Source organism: Sulfitobacter sp. SH24 (genome assembly GCF_965641895.1).
Classification (GTDB): domain Bacteria; phylum Pseudomonadota; class Alphaproteobacteria; order Rhodobacterales; family Rhodobacteraceae; genus Sulfitobacter; species Sulfitobacter dubius.
Genome location: NZ_OZ282575.1, coordinates 1,115,351 through 1,132,289, shown reverse-complemented (window position 1 = coordinate 1,132,289; position 16,939 = coordinate 1,115,351). Strand labels below are relative to the sequence as shown.

General features: G+C 63.1%; 15 protein-coding genes. 7 read left to right on the top strand and 8 right to left on the bottom strand.

Annotated features, from left to right (window positions below; translation table 11 throughout):
* Positions 1–23: 23 nt before the first annotated feature.
* Complete coding sequence (locus ACSQ16_RS08165; protein WP_243261009.1) at positions 24–1,184, bottom strand: type III PLP-dependent enzyme; 1,161 nt, start codon at positions 1,182–1,184, stop codon at positions 24–26.
* A gap of 100 nt (positions 1,185–1,284) precedes the next feature.
* Here ACSQ16_RS08165 and ACSQ16_RS08160 point away from each other — a divergent pair, with 100 nt between their 5' ends.
* Together ACSQ16_RS08160 and ACSQ16_RS08155 are read left to right on the top strand one after the other, a co-directional pair.
* Positions 1,285–1,725: an Lrp/AsnC family transcriptional regulator gene (locus ACSQ16_RS08160; RefSeq protein WP_243261010.1), complete on the top strand. Its 441-nt coding sequence runs from the start codon at positions 1,285–1,287 to the stop codon at positions 1,723–1,725.
* 91 nt (positions 1,726–1,816) lie between these two features.
* The gene (locus ACSQ16_RS08155; protein WP_243261011.1) at positions 1,817–4,750 is read left to right on the top strand and encodes a valine--tRNA ligase; all 2,934 of its coding nucleotides are present in this window, start codon (positions 1,817–1,819) and stop codon (positions 4,748–4,750) included.
* 245 nt (positions 4,751–4,995) lie between these two features.
* On the opposite strand, the gene ACSQ16_RS08150 is transcribed toward ACSQ16_RS08155, so the two are convergent.
* Positions 4,996–5,787, bottom strand: coding sequence for a crotonase/enoyl-CoA hydratase family protein (locus tag ACSQ16_RS08150; RefSeq protein WP_243261012.1), 792 nt, complete (start codon positions 5,785–5,787; stop codon positions 4,996–4,998).
* A 119-nt stretch (positions 5,788–5,906) separates the two neighbouring features.
* Here ACSQ16_RS08150 and ACSQ16_RS08145 point away from each other — a divergent pair, with 119 nt between their 5' ends.
* Complete coding sequence (locus ACSQ16_RS08145; protein ID WP_243261013.1) at positions 5,907–7,010, top strand: pyridoxal phosphate-dependent aminotransferase; 1,104 nt, start codon at positions 5,907–5,909, stop codon at positions 7,008–7,010.
* On the opposite strand, the gene ACSQ16_RS08140 is transcribed toward ACSQ16_RS08145, so the two are convergent.
* Positions 7,007–8,215 (bottom strand): pyridoxal-phosphate-dependent aminotransferase family protein, encoded by a 1,209-nt coding sequence (locus ACSQ16_RS08140; protein WP_243261014.1) that lies wholly within the window; start codon positions 8,213–8,215, stop codon positions 7,007–7,009. The genes ACSQ16_RS08145 and ACSQ16_RS08140 overlap by 4 nt on opposite strands.
* A 233-nt stretch (positions 8,216–8,448) precedes the next feature.
* On the opposite strand from ACSQ16_RS08140, the gene ACSQ16_RS08135 reads away from it, so the two are divergent.
* Positions 8,449–10,305, top strand: a complete 1,857-nt coding sequence (locus ACSQ16_RS08135; protein ID WP_243261015.1) for an ABC transporter ATP-binding protein — start codon at positions 8,449–8,451, stop codon at positions 10,303–10,305.
* Positions 10,306–10,337: 32 nt separating this feature from the next.
* On the opposite strand, the gene ACSQ16_RS08130 is transcribed toward ACSQ16_RS08135, so the two are convergent.
* On the bottom strand, positions 10,338–11,021 hold the full coding sequence (locus ACSQ16_RS08130) for a TIGR04283 family arsenosugar biosynthesis glycosyltransferase (protein ID WP_243261016.1): 684 nt from the start codon (positions 11,019–11,021) through the stop codon (positions 10,338–10,340).
* A gap of 64 nt (positions 11,022–11,085) precedes the next feature.
* On the opposite strand from ACSQ16_RS08130, the gene ygfZ reads away from it, so the two are divergent.
* On the top strand, positions 11,086–11,832 hold the full coding sequence (gene ygfZ / locus ACSQ16_RS08125) for a CAF17-like 4Fe-4S cluster assembly/insertion protein YgfZ (RefSeq protein ID WP_243261017.1): 747 nt from the start codon (positions 11,086–11,088) through the stop codon (positions 11,830–11,832).
* A 68-nt stretch (positions 11,833–11,900) separates the two neighbouring features.
* Here ygfZ and efp read toward each other — a convergent pair whose 3' ends face one another.
* A complete protein-coding gene (gene efp, locus ACSQ16_RS08120) occupies positions 11,901–12,464 on the bottom strand; it encodes an elongation factor P (protein ID WP_093740442.1) in 564 nt (187 codons plus the stop codon).
* A gap of 222 nt (positions 12,465–12,686) precedes the next feature.
* Here efp and ACSQ16_RS08115 point away from each other — a divergent pair, with 222 nt between their 5' ends.
* Positions 12,687–13,007, top strand: a complete 321-nt coding sequence (locus ACSQ16_RS08115) for a DUF6280 family protein (protein WP_007120494.1) — start codon at positions 12,687–12,689, stop codon at positions 13,005–13,007.
* A gap of 73 nt (positions 13,008–13,080) precedes the next feature.
* On the opposite strand, the gene ACSQ16_RS08110 is transcribed toward ACSQ16_RS08115, so the two are convergent.
* Positions 13,081–13,659 (bottom strand): cobalamin biosynthesis protein CobQ, encoded by a 579-nt coding sequence (locus tag ACSQ16_RS08110; protein ID WP_243261018.1) that lies wholly within the window; start codon positions 13,657–13,659, stop codon positions 13,081–13,083.
* Between the two features lie 60 nt (positions 13,660–13,719).
* On the opposite strand from ACSQ16_RS08110, the gene ACSQ16_RS08105 reads away from it, so the two are divergent.
* The gene (locus ACSQ16_RS08105) at positions 13,720–15,177 is read left to right on the top strand and encodes a cobyric acid synthase (RefSeq protein ID WP_243261019.1); all 1,458 of its coding nucleotides are present in this window, start codon (positions 13,720–13,722) and stop codon (positions 15,175–15,177) included.
* A gap of 32 nt (positions 15,178–15,209) precedes the next feature.
* Here ACSQ16_RS08105 and ACSQ16_RS08100 read toward each other — a convergent pair whose 3' ends face one another.
* Together ACSQ16_RS08100 and ACSQ16_RS08095 are read right to left on the bottom strand one after the other, a co-directional pair.
* Positions 15,210–16,322, bottom strand: coding sequence for an S-(hydroxymethyl)glutathione dehydrogenase/class III alcohol dehydrogenase (locus tag ACSQ16_RS08100; RefSeq protein WP_093927154.1), 1,113 nt, complete (start codon positions 16,320–16,322; stop codon positions 15,210–15,212).
* A 139-nt stretch (positions 16,323–16,461) separates the two neighbouring features.
* The gene (locus tag ACSQ16_RS08095) at positions 16,462–16,923 is read right to left on the bottom strand and encodes an Lrp/AsnC family transcriptional regulator (RefSeq protein ID WP_243261020.1); all 462 of its coding nucleotides are present in this window, start codon (positions 16,921–16,923) and stop codon (positions 16,462–16,464) included.
* Between the last annotated feature and the right edge of the window lie 16 nt (positions 16,924–16,939).

Genomic DNA, 16,939 nt, shown 5'->3' with positions numbered 1-16,939 from the left:
GCGAACCGCCAGTGTCCAGAGGCTCAGGCCGCCTTGCGCTTGGGCTGCGCCCCAAGGTCGGACACAAGTGCGACCCCCGCCAGACCATAGCCATTAAAGGCGGTCGACATGGCGATGGAATAGGCCCCCATACCGCCGAACAAGAGGTAATCCCCGGTCTGCGCATCCTCAGGCATTGGCAGGCCGTCGGGCAAACGATCCAACGAATCGCAAGTGGGGCCAAAGACTACGCGCGGTGTCGGCGCCCCTTGGCGCAGCGCCCCCTCAGGGCCCACCACATCGACCAGCCCCGAAAGGCCCATGTCCCTCAGATCGGGCAGCCCCCCATAGATACCGTCGTTCAAGAAGACAGTCCGCCCCTCATTGCGCATCCCCTTGATACGGGTTGCCAAGACAGCCGCATCGGCCACCATCGCGCGGCCCGGCTCGCAGAGCAGCGTCGGTGCTTCCGCGCCAAAACTCTCAACCAACGCCGCCTTCACCGCAGCAAAAACCGCTCGGTGATCCGGCGCGTCAAATCCACGATCTACAGCAAACCCCCCGCCGATATTCATCCGTTTGATCGAGACACCCGCCGCACGCAGGATATCCGCCGCCGCATGGACATATTGCACCCAAGCCTGCGGGTCATTGCACTGCGTGCCGGGGTGGAAACACATCGAAGGGGTGAACCCCATTTCAACCACCGCGCGCAGCAGCGCCGCCGCCTGCTCAGGCGCCGCGCCGAATTTCGAGCCGAAGTCATAGGCCGCGCCCTTAACCGGCAGCGCGAAACGCACCGCCACTTCATTGTCGCGCGGCACGTCGCGCAGCTTGGCCAATTCCGACATGTCATCAATCGACCAGCTATAGACGCCCGCCGCGATCCCTGCCTTTACCTCCGCTGCCGAACGCACCGGGTTGTTGTAATGCAGCACCGCCTGCGGGCACACCGCGCGAACTGCCGCCATCTCCGCCGGAGAGGCGACATCAAAAGTGGTGATCCCGGCGGCGACGAGGTTCGACAGCACCTCAGTCCGGTCGTTGGCCTTGACCGCGTAGGTCACGAGCCCGTCGAAGTCCGCCTGAAAACGCCGCGCCGTGGCTTGCAGCACCGAAGGGGCGATGAACAGCACCGGCGCGTCGGGGCTGTGTTTCGCAAGATAGGCGGCGGGCGTGGCTGAAAGGGGGGCGGTGTGCTGCATGATGGCCTCTTGTTTGCTTTCCCCCAGTGAACCGAGAATTTCGGTCGATTCATCGTGTCAAACCGCCTAAAGTGACGGAAACTTTCGGCAGAGTGACGACATGACACCACAACTTGACGATACAGACCGCGCTTTGATCGCGGCACTTCAATCCAACGCCCGCCTGCCGGTCGCTGATCTGGCCCGCAGTCTTGGGCTTGCCCGCACAACGGTTCAGGCCCGGCTAGAACGGTTGGAGCGCAGCGGTGCCATCGTCGGCTACACCCTGCGCTTGGGCGAAGCCGCCCGTGCCCCGCTGCATGCCACAGCGCTGGTTAATATCGAATTGCGCGCCGGCCCCGCCGTGCTGGCCCGGCTGCGCAGCCTGCCTGCTGTGCAGGTCGTGCACACCACCTCGGGCCGTTTTGACCTGCTGGTGCAGATCGCCGCACAAACCACGCAGGAGCTGGACGAGACCCTCGACCGTATCGGCGAGACGCGCGGCGTGAAGGGCAGCGAAAGCCTGATCCACCTGAGCACCAAGATCGACAGACGCGACTAACCCCTCCCTTGCTATGACCCAAGCCCTGTCAGGGGTCTTTCCCTCGCCGCGCCAGACCGCTAAACGGGGCGCAACAAAAGGGATCATGACCATGGCACTCGAAAAGACCTTCAACGCCGCCGAGGCGGAAAGCCGCATCTACGCCGATTGGGAGACCAAGGGCGCGTTCAAAGCGGGCGCAAATGCGCAGCGCGACGAGCATTTCTCGGTGATGATCCCGCCGCCGAATGTCACCGGCTCGCTGCACATGGGGCATGCCTTCAACAACACGCTGCAGGACATCCTTGTGCGCTGGCACCGGATGCAAGGGTTCGACACGCTCTGGCAGCCCGGTCAGGACCACGCGGGCATCGCCACACAGATGGTGGTCGAGCGTGAGTTGGCCGCCACCGGTCAGCCCGGCCGCCGTGAATTGGGCCGCGAGGCGTTCACCGCCAAGGTCTGGGAGCAAAAGCAGAAATCCGGCGGCACGATCATCGACCAGCTGCGCCGTCTGGGCGCTTCCTGCGACTGGTCGCGCAACGCTTTCACCATGTCCGGCGCGCCCGGTGCGCCCGAGGGTGAAGAGGGCAATTTCCACGATGCCGTCATCAAGGTCTTCGTGGATATGTACAACAAGGGGCTGATCTACCGCGGCAAGCGGCTGGTCAACTGGGACCCGCATTTCGAGACCGCGATCTCTGACCTCGAGGTCGAGAGCACCGAGGTCGACGGTCACATGTGGCACTTCAAGTATCCGCTGGCCGGGGGCGAGACCTATACCTACGTCGAGAAAGATGAGGACGGGAACACGCTATTCAAAGAAACCCGCGACTATATCTCCATCGCCACTACACGGCCCGAAACCATGCTGGGCGACGGCGCAGTCGCGGTTCATCCATCGGATGAGCGTTACGCCTCAATCGTCGGGAAACTCTGCGAAATTCCGGTTGGCCCGAAAGAACAGCGTCGCCTGATCCCGATCATCACCGACGAATACCCGGATAAGAACTTTGGCTCGGGTGCGGTCAAGATCACCGGCGCGCATGACTTTAACGACTACGGCGTCGCCAAGCGCAATGGCATCCCGCTCTACGCGCTGATGGACACCCAAGGTCGGATGCGTGCCGATGGCCTGCCCTACGATCAGGCGGCCGCCCGCGCGCAGGCCATCGCCGAGGGTTCCGAAGCAGCGCCCGAGGACGCGACCGAGATCAACCTGGTGCCCGACGCCTACCGCGGCCTCGACCGTTTCGAGGCCCGCAAGCGCGTGGTCGAGGACGTGACCGCCGAAGGTCTCGCCGTAATGACCGAAGCCACCGATCCGCGCCTTGGCCGTGCCGCCAAAAAGGCCCCCGTCGAGCCCGGCGAAGGCGGCGAGATGCGCACTGAGGAAGACAACCTCGTGCCGCTGGTCGAGGCTAAGAAGATCATGCAGCCCTTCGGCGACCGCTCCAAGGTGGTGATCGAGCCGATGCTGACCGACCAGTGGTTCGTCGCCACCGACAAGATCGTCCAACCCGCTATTGATGCGGTGCGGTCCGGCGAGGTCACGATCCTGCCCGAGCAGGACCGCAAGGTATATTTCCACTGGCTGGAGAACATCGAGCCATGGTGCATCTCGCGCCAGCTCTGGTGGGGGCATCAGATCCCGGTTTGGTTCGACGATGAGGGCAATGAGTATTGCGCGCCGACCGAGGCCGAAGCACAGGCCATGGCCCCCGGCAAAACCCTGCGCCGCGACCCCGACGTGCTCGACACCTGGTTCTCCTCCGGCCTTTGGCCCATCGGCACGCTGGGTTGGCCCGAGCAGACGGCGGAATTGGAAAAATACTTCCCTACCTCCGTGCTGGTCACCGGTTTCGACATCATCTTCTTCTGGGTCGCCCGGATGATGATGATGCAATATGCCGTGGTCGACCAGAAACCCTTCGACACTGTCTATGTCCACGCGCTGGTGCGCGACGAGAAGGGCAAGAAGATGTCGAAGTCCTTGGGCAATGTGCTCGACCCGCTGGAGTTGATCGACGAGTTTGGCGCAGATGCGGTGCGCTTTACCGTTACCTCGATGGCGGCGATGGGGCGTGACCTGAAACTCAGCACACAGCGCATAGCGGGCTATCGCAATTTCGGCACCAAACTGTGGAACGCCCACCGCTTTGCCGAGATGAACAACGTCTTCGACAGCATGCCCGCCGCGATGCCGCAGCCCGAAGCCACGCTGAACAAATGGATCGTTGGCGAGACCGCGCGCATCCGCGAAGAGGTCGACGCGGCGCTTGGCAACTTCCGCTTCAACGACGCGGCGAATGCGCTCTATGCCTTTGTCTGGGGCAAGGTCTGCGACTGGTATGTGGAACTGTCTAAGCCGCTGTTGCAAGACGACGCGCCCGAGGCCGAGGAAACCCGCGCGACGATGGCTTGGGTGCTAGAGCAATGTCTGGTGCTGCTGCACCCGATCATGCCCTTCATCACCGAAGAACTGTGGCAGACCACCGCAAAACGCGACCAGCTGCTCGCCCTGACCGATTGGCCGACCTACACCACCGCCGATCTGCTGGATGCCGAAGCTGATCGCGAGCTCAACTGGGTCATCGGCCTCATTGAGAGCATCCGCTCCGCGCGTCAGCAGATGCATGTGCCCGCCGGGCTGAAGGTGCCGATGCTGGTGACAGAGATGGACGAGGCCGCCCAAGGCGCATGGGACCGCAACGAGGTGATGATCAAACGCCTCGCGCGAGTCGAGAGCCTCGAGCGGAGCGACAGTTTCCCGAAAGGCACCGTCTCGATCGCGGCGCCGGGGGCGAGCTTCGGCCTGCCGCTCGCGGGACTCATCGACATCGACGCCGAGAAGGCGCGTCTGCAAAAGTCGCTCGATAAGCTGGGCAAGGAGATCGGCGGGCTGAAGGGGCGTTTGAACAACCCCAAGTTTGCGGCCTCAGCGCCGGAAGAGGTTGTTGCCGAAGCGCAGGCCAATCTGGATGCGCGTCAGGAAGAAGCGGACCAATTGCAGGCGGCGCTGAACCGTCTGGCCGAACTGGGCTGAGGTTGAGGGCGTGGCGGTTTAGCTGCCACGCCAAAACGTCACGCGAGCCGGGCAGCGCCAGACCGCGGGGTGGCGCTCACGACATTTCAATTGGGCAGTTTATCCTGCCGCGCATACGATCGGTTTCCGGGACGGCACTCCAAAAGCTAAAGCGCCAGCCCGTCCGGGCGGTCTGGCGCTGCCCGGCGGCCTTACGGCCTTGATTCCGGGCGGTTGCGCTCAATGCAACCGATGCGCAAGCCGTCCTACTTGAACACCGCGGGCCGCTTGCCGAACTCCGCCGCGATCACCTCCATCTGCTCGGGTTTGCCCAGCAGCGCCGCCTGTTCACGCGACTCGGCCAAGAGCACATCCGCATCCGATGCCCCCGTCTCTGCATATCCGATCAACCGCTTCGCCGTGCGGATCGCATTCGGCCCCTTCCCCGCGATCACCTGTGCCAGTTCCAGCGCCGTCGCCTGCGGATCATCGGCCACCTCGGTCACCAGCCCCCAACGCTCCGCCTGCGCGGCGTCCACCGGCGCGGCGGTATAGGTCAACCGCCGCAACACGTCCGAGCGTACCAGCCGCGGCAGCAGCACCATACCGCCCATATCCGGCACGATGCCCCATTTCATCTCCATCACCGCAAGCTTCGTATCCGGCGCCGCGATACGGATATCCGCCCCAAGCGCCAGTTGCATCCCCGCGCCATAGACCACGCCATGCAGCGCCGCGATCACCGGGATTTCCAAACGGTGCCAAACCATCGACACCTCTTGCCACTTGTTCGTCGTGCCCTCGCCATGGCTGCGCGGCATAATCAACGCCTCGACATCCTGCCCCAGCATCCCCGAGAGCCCGCCGATATCAATGCCCGCGCAAAACCCCTTACCCTCACCCGAAAGCACCACCACGCGGGAATCCGAGGCCGCAACCTCCTGACCTGCCGCGATGATCGCTTCGATCATCTCATCATCCACCGCGTTCATCTTGTCGGCGCGGGTGAGGGTCACATGGGCGATATGGTCTTCGATCCGGGTGGTGACGCGGGGCATGGCTGTTCTCCTGAATGTTTGGCGCAGTTCACCGCAGATTATCGCGCGGCACCAGCAAAACGTGGCGGCAGGTGCGGCGGCACTTGCCCTCTCAACGGCGCGACCCTACACCTTGGCGCATGACATATGCACGCCTCACCCCACTCGCCCAACGCCTACCCGCCAATGTCCCCTTCGTGGGCCCCGAAGCGCAGGAGCGCGTCCTTGGCCGCCCCTTCAAAGCGCGGCTTGGCGCCAATGAAAACGTCTTTGGCCCCTCGCCCCTCGCCATCGCAACTATGGCTGACACCGAGATGTGGAAATACGGCGATTCAGAAAGCGTGGAACTGCGCGCGGCGCTGGCCGAGTTGCACGGCATCGCGCCTGAAAGCATCATCGTCGGCGAAGGGATCGACGGGCTGTTGGGCTATCTCGTCCGCCTGCTGGTGGGCGAAGGCGATGCGGTGGTGACCTCGGAAGGCGCTTACCCAACCTTCAACTACCATGTCACAGGTTTTGGCGGCGTGCTGCATAAGGTGCCCTACCGCGACGATCACGAGGACCCGGCAGCACTCTTCGCCAAGGCAGCGGAAGTGGATGCGAAACTCGTCTACCTCGCCAATCCCGACAACCCGATGGGCACTTGGCACGAGGGCGCGACACTTGCGCGCGCGCTCGACGACCTGCCCCAAGGCAGCCTGCTGTTGCTAGATGAGGCCTATATCGAATGCGCCCCCGAGGGCACAGCCCCCGAACTTTCCGCCGATGAACCACGGGTGATCCGAATGCGGACCTTCTCCAAAGCCTACGGCCTTGCCGGGGCGCGGATCGGCTATGCCATCGCCGCGCCCGAATTGATCACGGCCTTTCACAAGGTTCGCAATCACTTTGGTCTCAACCGCGCGGCACAGGCGGGGGCCTTGGCGGCAGTGCAGGACCAGAGCTACCTTAAAGAGGTTCAGGCCAAGATCGCCGAAGCTCGGGACAGGATCGCCCAAATCGCCGAAGAGAACGGGCTGACCACCCTGCCCTCCGCCGCCAATTTCGTCGCGATCGACTGTGGCGGCGATGGCGCCTTCGCCAAGGCGGTGCTGGATGCCCTAGTGGCGCGGGGCATCTTTGTGCGCATGCCCTTTGCCGCGCCGCAAAACCGCTGCATCCGCATCAGTTGCAGTACGACAGAGGAGTTGGATCACTTCGCCGCCGCCTTACCCGACGCTCTGACCGAAGCGCGCGGGGCCTAAGCCCCGCCGATCACCTCCGCCGCCGTCTGCAGCGCGCCCGGCCCGTGGTCGATCTTCAACGCGCAAAGTCCGGCTTCTATCCCGCCGAGCAGACCCATGATCATATGGCCGTTCACATGGCCCATATGGCCAAGGCGGAAAAAGCCGTGCCATGCAGGCTCCCCCGGCAGGGCCATGCCCAGCCCCACGCCCAGTGTCAGGCCCAGATTGCTTTGCACCCAGTCGCGCAACTCGGTCGCATGGGGCGCTTGCAGCCGCAGCGCGGTGACGGCATGACTGCGCAGGGCGCGGTCTTCGATGTTGAACCGCAGGCTGCCCTCTGCCGACCATGCCTCGCAGGCCGCCCAAACCGCGCGCGCTAAGGTGGCATGACGCTGCCAGACCTGCTCGATCCCCTCTTCATGGATGATATCAAGGGCGGCGCGCAGGCCATAAAGGTGATGCGTCGGGGCGGTGCCGCCGTGGTACTGGTAGAATTCCTCCGCATGGGCGCGTGGCGACCAATCCCAATAGCGGCTCACCCGCGGCAGACGCGCGCGGACCTCCTCGGCCCGGTCGTTGAAGAACACGAAGGCCATGCCCGGCGGCACCATCAGCCCCTTCTGCGAGGCGGTGACCATGACATCAACGCCCCAAGCGTCCATCTCGAACCGCTCGCATCCAAGCGAGGCGATGCAATCGGCCATCAAAAGCGCGGGGTGGCCTGCCTCATCCAACAGACGGCGTAGGCCGGGCACATCGTTGCGCACCGAGCTTGACGTGTCCACATGGACCGCCATCACCGCCTTGATCTGGTGGCCCGTGTCGGCCTTCAAACGCTCGGCCACCTGCGCCAGATCAATCGGCGCGTTGCGGCCAAAGTCGAGGATTTCCACCTCCGCCCCCAGCCCCGTCGCCATCTCGGCCCAGCCATGGCCAAAACGCCCCGTGGCCAGCACCAACACACGGTCGCCGGGGGCTATGACATTGCTCAGCGCGGCCTCCCAAGCGCCGTGGCCGTTGCTGATATACATCGCCACATGACGATCTGTACGCGCCACACGTTTCAAACCAGCCGCCAGTGCCGGCATCATCTCAACCAACTCACCCTCATAGATATTCGGGGCGGCGCGGTGCATCGCGCTCAGCACCGCATCGGGCATGACCGACGGGCCGGGAATGGCAAGGTACGAACGACCTTGGGCAAGTTTACTCTGCTTTGTCATGATATTAGCTGCCGTTTTGAAAATGCGTGACCGGGCTGCGGTCGGGGGCAGCTTACTGCCCGCCGGGCCGGGGTCAACACGCGATCGGACGTAAGGTAAGCCGCGCCCCAGACGCCCCTCACCCGCCCCGCCCCGGCCCGGAAGCGCGCCCTTCGCGCACCCCGCGACGGCTTGCCCTGCCTGCGCGGCTTTCGTACACGGGATCCGACTGCCCAAAAGGATCAGGCACCGGCATGAATGATGACAGTTACACCTCCGCGCAGCTGATGCGTTGGCTTTGGCATGACTATCTAAAGAAACACACCGGCCTGATGGCCATCGCGGTGATCTTTATGATCATCGAAGGCTCGACCTTGGGCGTGCTGGCCAAGCTGATGGAGCCGATGTTCGACCGCGTCTTTGTTGGCGGCGACCAAGGTGCGCTGGTTTGGGTGGGGCTGGTGCTGGTGGCGATCTTTGCGCTGCGGGCGCTGGCCACGGTGGTGCAGAAGGTGCTGCTGACCCGCGTGGCGCAGCGCACGGCGGCGGACCTGCGCATCGACCTGCTCGACCGGATGATGCAGCAGGACGGTGCCTTTCACCAGAACCACCCGCCCGGTTTTCTTGTGCAGCGGGTGCAATCGGATGTGAACGCGGTCAGCGATGTCTGGCGCGCGGTCATCACCGGCGCGGGCCGCGATCTGGTGGGGCTGGTGATCCTGATGGGCGTCGCCATCGCGATTGATCCGATTTGGGCGCTTTTGGCGATGGTCGGTGTGCCGCTAATGGTGCTGCCTGCCGCCATCGCCCAGCGTTTCGTCCGCGCCCGCTCGCGCGAGGCCCGCGACATCGGGGCCAGCCTGTCGACCCGGCTGGACGAGGTCTTTCACGGCATCGTGCAGATCAAACTCAACGCGCTGGAAGACTATCAAGCCCGGCAATACCGCGAGTTGACGCGCACCTTTATTCGCACCGAAGTTCGCGCCGCCTTTGGCAATTCCGCGATCCCGGCGATGATCGACATCATGTCAGGCATCGGTTTCATGGCCGTGATCGTCTACGGCGGGTCCGAGATCATCGCGGGCAACAAGACCATTGGCGAGTTCATGACCTTCTTTACCTCGCTCGGTTTCATGTTCTCCCCTCTGCGCCGCCTCGGCGCGATCAGCGGCCTCTGGCAGATGGCCGCCGCCGCGCTGGAGCGGATCAAGGAGCTGCTCGACGCGCCCCTGCACCTGCGCAGCCCGGCCAAGCCCGTGGCCGCGCCCGATGGCCCGCCTGACGTTGCCTTGGCGGATGTTTCGCTCTCCTACGGCGATACGAAGGTGCTGAATGCATTGAACCTGACCGCGCAAGCGGGCCAGACGACCGCCCTTGTTGGCGCCTCGGGCGCGGGGAAATCGACCATTTTCAACCTGCTCACGCGGCTGGTGGATCCACAAAGCGGAACGGTTCAGATCGGCGGGGTCGACACCACATCAATGACCATCCCGGACCTGCGGGGCCTGTTTTCTGTCGTGACACAGGAGGCGCTGCTGTTTGATGAGACCCTCCGCGAGAATATCGTGCTGGGCCGCCAGAACGTCAGCGACGAAGAACTCGACCGGGTGCTGAAAGCCGCCCATGTGGCCGATTTCCTGCCGCAGCTTGAACAGGGGCTAGAGACCCGCGTCGGCCCGCGCGGTTCGGCCCTGTCGGGCGGGCAGCGTCAGCGTGTGGTGATCGCCCGCGCCCTGCTGCGCGACACGCCGATTCTGCTGCTCGATGAGGCCACCAGCGCCTTGGATGCGCAATCAGAACAAGTCGTGCAGGACGCGCTAGATCGGCTCGCCAAGGGGCGCACCACCATCGTGATCGCGCATCGGCTCTCGACCATTCGCAGCGCGGATAAGATCGTGGTGATGGACCGCGGCCAAGTCACCGATGAAGGCACCCACGACGAATTGATGGAGCGCGGCGGCATCTACGCCGACCTTTACCGTCTGCAATTCCGCGACGGAAAGACGGTGTCGGATGCACGCGGCCTTAGCGCCCTCTCTGCGAAAAAGCGCCGCGAAAGGGCGCGCCAGCCCAATCTGTTCCAACGGATCGGTGCGGTGTTTTTTAACTGAGTGCAGGGGCGCAGGGGCAACCCGCGCCCTTTTCATGACCGCCGATAGCTTTCCGCAAGGGCATCAGGGCTGGCGCCCATCGCATAGCGCATCAGCGTCCACAGGTTGCGCCCACCGCGGCGCAGCCAGCCCTGACGGCGGTATTTCTCGGCACTGGTCACGGCGATGCCCTCAAGCCGCGCCAAACGGCCCCGCAGGGCGCGGGCCAGGGCGACATCCTCCATCAGCGGCTGATCGGGGTAACCGCCGACCGCATCATAAAGCGCGCGGGGCAGCAGCAGCCCCTGATCGCCATAGGGCAAGCCGCAGGCGCTGCGCAGGTTCGCCCAGCCTGCGACCAATCGCGGTGCCAGCCCGCGCTGATCGAACCTAAGGCGAAACCACCCCGCAGCCCCTGCCCCGCGCGCCACGTGATCCTGCACCGCATCGGTCCAACCCGGCGCCAGCACCGTGTCGGCATGGATCACCAAGAGCCACTCACCCCGCGCCGCGTCACATCCGCGCCGCAACTGCCCCCCCCGCGAGGGCGCACCCGAGATCACCTCAGCCCCCCAGCCTTCGGCCAGCCGAGGTGTGCCATCTGTCGACCCGCCATCGCTGACGATCACTTCGCGGATCAGCCCAGCCTGTAACCCTTCGACAAGCGCAGCAAGGCAGGCGGGCAGCGCGGCGGCTGCATTGAGACTGGGAATGACGATTGAGATCGGCGCGCGCATGGTTGCCCCTTTTGGATGGGTTTGACAGGTTATATGTCATGGCCAGCAATCAAAGGACAACCGCATGACCACGCGCCGCATTCTGCGCCTCTCCGGCCCCGACACCCGCGATTTCCTGCAAGGCATCGTGACCAATGACGTTGGCAAACTGGACCGAGGCCCGGTCTATGCCGCCCTGCTGACGCCGCAGGGCAAATATATGGCCGATTTCTTTCTGATCGCTGACGGCGATAGCGTTTTGCTTGACGTGGACGAAAGCCTTGGCGACATGCTGAGCCAACGTCTGTCGATGTACAAGCTGCGCGCCAAGGTGACGATTGAGCCGACCGAGTTGCACCTGCACCGTGGCACCGGCCCCGCACCCGAAGATGCCGTGGCCGACCCGCGTCATCCAGAAATGGGCTGGCGCGCCTATCGCGACACGCCGCAGACCGAGGAGATAACCGATTGGAACGCCCTGCGCGTGGCGCATCTGATCCCCGAAACCGGTGTGGAACTGACGCCTGATACCTTCATCCTCGAAGCCGGACTTGATCGGATCAACGGGCTCGACTTCCGCAAGGGCTGCTATGTCGGCCAAGAGGTCACGGCGCGGATGAAGCACAAGACCGAATTGCGCAAGGGGCTGACACGGGTTGAGGTCAGCGGCAGCGCCGCGCCGGGCACGGCGATCACGGCAGAGGGCAAACCTGCGGGCACGCTGTTCACCCAAGCGGGTGACCAAGCGCTGGCGCATCTGCGCTTTGACCGCGCCAAGGGGCCGATGCAGGCCGAGGACGCGCAGGTCACTTGGCCCGGCCCTGCCGCCTGAGCGCCCCAAAACAAGAAAAAGCCCCGGCAAAACCGGGGCTGATCTAGCTTACGTTAGATGACGTTGCGTCAAGCGCGTTCGACATATTCCATGGTTTCGGTGTTCACCACGATCGCTTCGTCCTGCCCCACGAAGGGCGGGACAGAGATCTTCACACCGTTTTCCAGAATGGCTGGTTTGAAGGAATTCGCCGCTGTCTGGCCTTTGACGACCGGCTCGGTCTCGGCAATGTTGCAGACCACTTTTTGCGGCAGACGGGCGTTCAGCGCCTCGGCCTCATGGTACTCGACCACGATCATCATGCCGTCTTGTAGGAAGGGGCGTGTGTCACCCAAAAGCTCGGCATCTAGCTGCACCTGCTCATAGGTTTCGGTGTCCATTACCACCAGCATTCCGTCGTCTTCATACAGAAATTGCTGGTCTTTTTGCTCCAGACGCACGCGCTCGACCTTGTCGGCAGAGCGGAAGCGTTCGTTCAGTTTGGAGCCGTTGCGCAGGTTGCGCATCTCGACTTGGGCAAAGGCGCCGCCCTTGCCGGGCTTCACGTGATCGACCTTAACAGCCGCCCAAAGGCCACCGTTATGTTCAAGGACGTTTCCGGGGCGGATCTCGTTTCCGTTAATCTTGGGCATGTGACAAAACCACGACATAAGGTTGATGATAAGATGACCGGGTCTATATCGGGAGGGATGGTCCCCTGCAAGCGGGCGATATCCGGGCGTCGCTGCGGCAACTAGATATGCGCAAGTTGCATGGGAGGTATGCTAAATAGAGGTATCCGAATCAAAGGATATCCGTCATAAGGGCCTCCACGCCCGAATGACAAGAGCAAGAATAATCGAAAGGACGACGAGATGAAAGATTTCGTTGATGGCACCGCTTTCAACAACGAGCAAGGCAACCGCGCACGCAAGCTCTTTGCTGCTGTGGTGCTTGCTGCTTTGGATGACGCAATTGCCGACGACAAGAAATATGGCAACGGCCCAGAACAGATCGCCCGCTGGGCCCGTTCGCGCGATGGCCGCGAAGTGCTGAGCTGCGCCGGGATTGACCCCAACGAGCGGGTCGTCGAAGGTCTGATGGAATTTGTGGGCAAAGGCGTGCGGACTTCCGTCGCCCTGTCGCGCGAAGAGTCCGAGCGCCGCAATGCCGCGCTTCAGGCCGAAGCCGCCTGAGAATATCCGCCAAGCGGAGCAATTGACGCAGCCTTCGGGCTGCGTTTTTTTGTGTCTGCTATCCGGGCCTCTGTCAGTCTGCTCCGAAAAAGAAGATCCAGTTGCGTAGGGCCAACCCCTCGGCCAGCAGCAGCGCCAACGTCAGGCAAGAGAGCACCCAGCCGGGCTTACGCCACCACAGCGTTATGGCAGCGATCGTGCTGACAAGCGCCTCGATCGGGGCGACCCAGCCCGCGCCGTGACGCACATCCCAATAACTGACCGGGCTTTCGAAGATCCACACCGTCAGCGGCCAAAAATGCGCCCGCCCGTCGTCGTGATGCAGCGGCAGGTCGAACAGGAGATGCAGCAGCGCCGCCCCCGTCAGCGCCACGGCCCAGCCCGCTTGCCGCCAGACCGCCAGCGCCAACAGTGCCCCCCAGACGATAAACGAATTATCTATCGAAAACACCGTCTGCCAGAGGTCCGAGTAGTAAAGCTCCCCAAAGACCACACTCCCCGGCAGCCCTTGGACATAGAGCGCAAAACCCGCCATCAGGTAGAGCGACAAGTCCGGCAGCAGCGCCCCGACAAGCGCCGCCCAGATCAACGGCTTGGCCCCTTCCCGCCCCATCACGGCAGCGCCCAAAAGCAAATGTGCAGGCGTGTTCATCGCGGCTCTTTCCCCTTCGCTCATTTTGCGCCAGTTTGCGCGAAACAGGGGCAGAATGACATGAACAAAGCCATTATGATACAGGGCACCGGCAGCAATGTCGGCAAGTCGATGATCGTTGCCGGATTAATCCGCGCCTGCACCCGGCGCGGGCTGCGCGTGCGCCCGTTCAAACCGCAGAACATGTCCAACAACGCCGCCGTCACCGAAGACGGGGGCGAGATTGGCCGCGCGCAGGCGCTGCAAGCCCGCGCCGCTGGCGTGGCACCGCATACGGACATGAACCCGGTGCTGCTGAAACCCCAGAGCGCCACCGGCGCGCAGGTCGTGGTGCAGGGTAGAATCGCGGGCCAGCAAGAGGCGCGAGAGTTTGGGCGCAACAAAGCCAGCCTGATGCCCGCCGTGCTGCAATCCTTTCACCGCTTGGCCGAAAGCTGCGACCTGATCGTGATCGAAGGCGCAGGCTCTCCGGCAGAGACCAACCTGCGGGCGGGCGATATCGCCAACATGGGTTTCGCCCGCGCCGCCGGGGTGTCGGTGGTGCTGATGGGCGATATCGACCGCGGCGGGGTGATCGCGCAGATCGTCGGGACGCAGGCGGTGCTAGATGCCGATGACAACGCGCTGATCCGCGGCTTTGCGGTGAACAAATTCCGCGGCGACCGGAGCCTCTTTGATGCAGGCCGTGACGACATCGCCGCGCGCACCGGCTGGCCGAGCCTTGGCGTGATCCCGTGGTTCGACGCCGCCCACCGCCTGCCCGCTGAAGATGTGATGGATCTGCCTGCCCGCGCCCGTTCCGGTGGCTCAGGCTGTGTGATCGCCGTCCCGCGCCTGCCTCGGATCGCCAATTTCGATGACCTCGACCCATTGGCCGCCGAGCCGGGCGTCGACCTGCGGATGATCATGCCCGGCAGCCCCCTACCCGCCGATTCCGATCTGGTGCTGATGGTCGGCAGCAAATCCACGATTTCCGACCTCGAAGCCTTCCGGGCCGAGGGCTGGGACATTGACCTTGCCGCACATATCCGGCGAGGCGGCCATGTGTTGGGACTTTGCGGTGGCTATCAGATGCTAGGCAAGACCATCACCGACCCCGAGGGGATCGAAGGCCCGGCGGCGCGGGTGGCGGGGCTGGGGCATCTGGACGTTGAGACCACGATGGCCCCGCTGAAACATCTGTCTGAAAAATCCGGTCAGCACCCTGCCAGTGGCACCGCGCTTACCGGTTATGAAATTCACATCGGCGAAACCACTGGCCCCGATTGCGCCCGTGCGTGGCTCAGCTTCGACGGAACACCCGAGGGTGCGGCCTCCCCTTCGGGCCGGGTGCAGGGGTGCTATATGCATGGGATTTTCAGCTCAGACGCCTTCCGCCGCGCCTACCTCGGCGGATTCGGCGTGACCTCATCGCTGGATTTCGAAAGCGGCGTGGATGATGCGCTCGACGCGCTGGCCGATCATGTCGAGACATACATGGACGTCGACCTGTTCCTCTCCCTCGCGGCAGAGATCTAGGCTGGAGAGCGCGCGGCCCTCCAGCCGAACACTTAAAACTCGACGACAGCGCGGATCGATTCACCCTTGTGCATCAGATCGAAGCCTTCGTTGATCTGATCCAAGGTCAGTTTGTGGGTGATCATCGGGTCGATCTCGATCTTACCGTTCATGTACCAGTCAACGATCTTGGGCACGTCCGTCCGCCCCTTGGCCCCGCCAAAGGCGGTCCCGCGCCAAACCCGGCCCGTCACCAATTGGAAAGGACGCGTCGAAATCTCGGCCCCCGCGGGTGCCACGCCGATGATGATGCTCTCGCCCCAGCCTTTGTGGGCACATTCCAGCGCGTCGCGCATGACCTTGGTATTGCCGGTCGCGTCAAAGGAATAATCTGCGCCGCCTTTGGTCACCTCAACCAGATGCGCCACCAGATCGCCCTCGACGTTCTTGGGGTTCACGAAATCGGTCATCCCGAAATAACGTCCGACCTCTTCTTTGTCGTCGTTGAGATCAACACCGACGATCTGATCCGCGCCCGCCATCCGCAGCCCTTGGATCACGTTCAGCCCGATACCGCCCAGCCCGAAGACCACGCAGCGCGCGCCGAGCTCGACCTTGGCCGTGTTGATCACCGCACCGATGCCCGTGGTGACGCCGCAGCCGATGTAGCAAATTTTATCAAACGGCGCGTCTTTACGCACCTTGGCCAGCGCGATTTCCGGCACCACGGTATGGTTGGCGAAGGTCGAGCAGCCCATGTAATGGTGGATCGGCGTGCCATCGAGCATGGAAAACCGCGTTGTGCCATCGGGCAGCAGGCCCTGGCCTTGGGTCACGCGGATTTTTTGGCAGAGGTTGGTTTTGCCCGACAGGCAGTATTCGCATTCGCGGCATTCTGGCGTGTAGAGCGGGATGACATGGTCGCCCGGCTCCAGCGTGGTCACGCCTTCGCCCACCTCCAACACCACGCCCGCGCCTTCATGGCCAAGGATCGCAGGGAAGATCCCTTCGGGATCGTCGCCCGAGCGGGTAAATTCGTCGGTATGGCAGAGGCCGGTCGCCTTGATCTCAACCAAAACCTCGCCGCGTTTCGGCCCTTCGAGGTTCACCTCCATGATTTCAAGCGGTTTGCCAGCTTCCACGGCAACGGCGGCACGGGTTCTCATCATGGGTCTCTCCTTCGAGGTTAATCACTTGGGTCTATATGGAGCATGGTCGTATCAAAAGTCCATTTCAGAAAGCGGTGCAGCTCACGATGCGCCGCGCGGTGAGTGGCTCTGCGCGATGTGCTGATCGAATGGCGCCTTAACCGGTGATCGGCGCATGGGCTTTAATTTGCCGCAAGATAACGTTTGTCGTGGCAGAATTCACCGCCGGGTGGAGAAACAAAAAGCTTTCGAGAAAGGCGTTATAGGCCTCAATGTCCCGGCAGAGAACGCGCAGATGATAGTCCGCCTGACCGGTGGTGGCGAAACACTCAGTCACTTCCTTACGGCTTTGGATCGCGCTGATAAAACTGGCCAATGCCGAGGCATCATGCCGGGTCAGATGTACATGCACCATCGCCTCAAACTCCAGCCCCATCGCCTTGGGGTCAACGATGGCGGCATAGCGTTTGATGACGCCCGCCTGCTCCAACGCCCTCACGCGCCGCCAGCAAGCAGAGGCGGAAATATTCAGCTTTTCAGCCAGTTGCGCATTCGGCATACGCGAATCCTGCTGGAGCAAGGTCACAAGCTGGCGATCTGTGTTGTCCATCTGGCTCATCGAATAAATCTTTCGA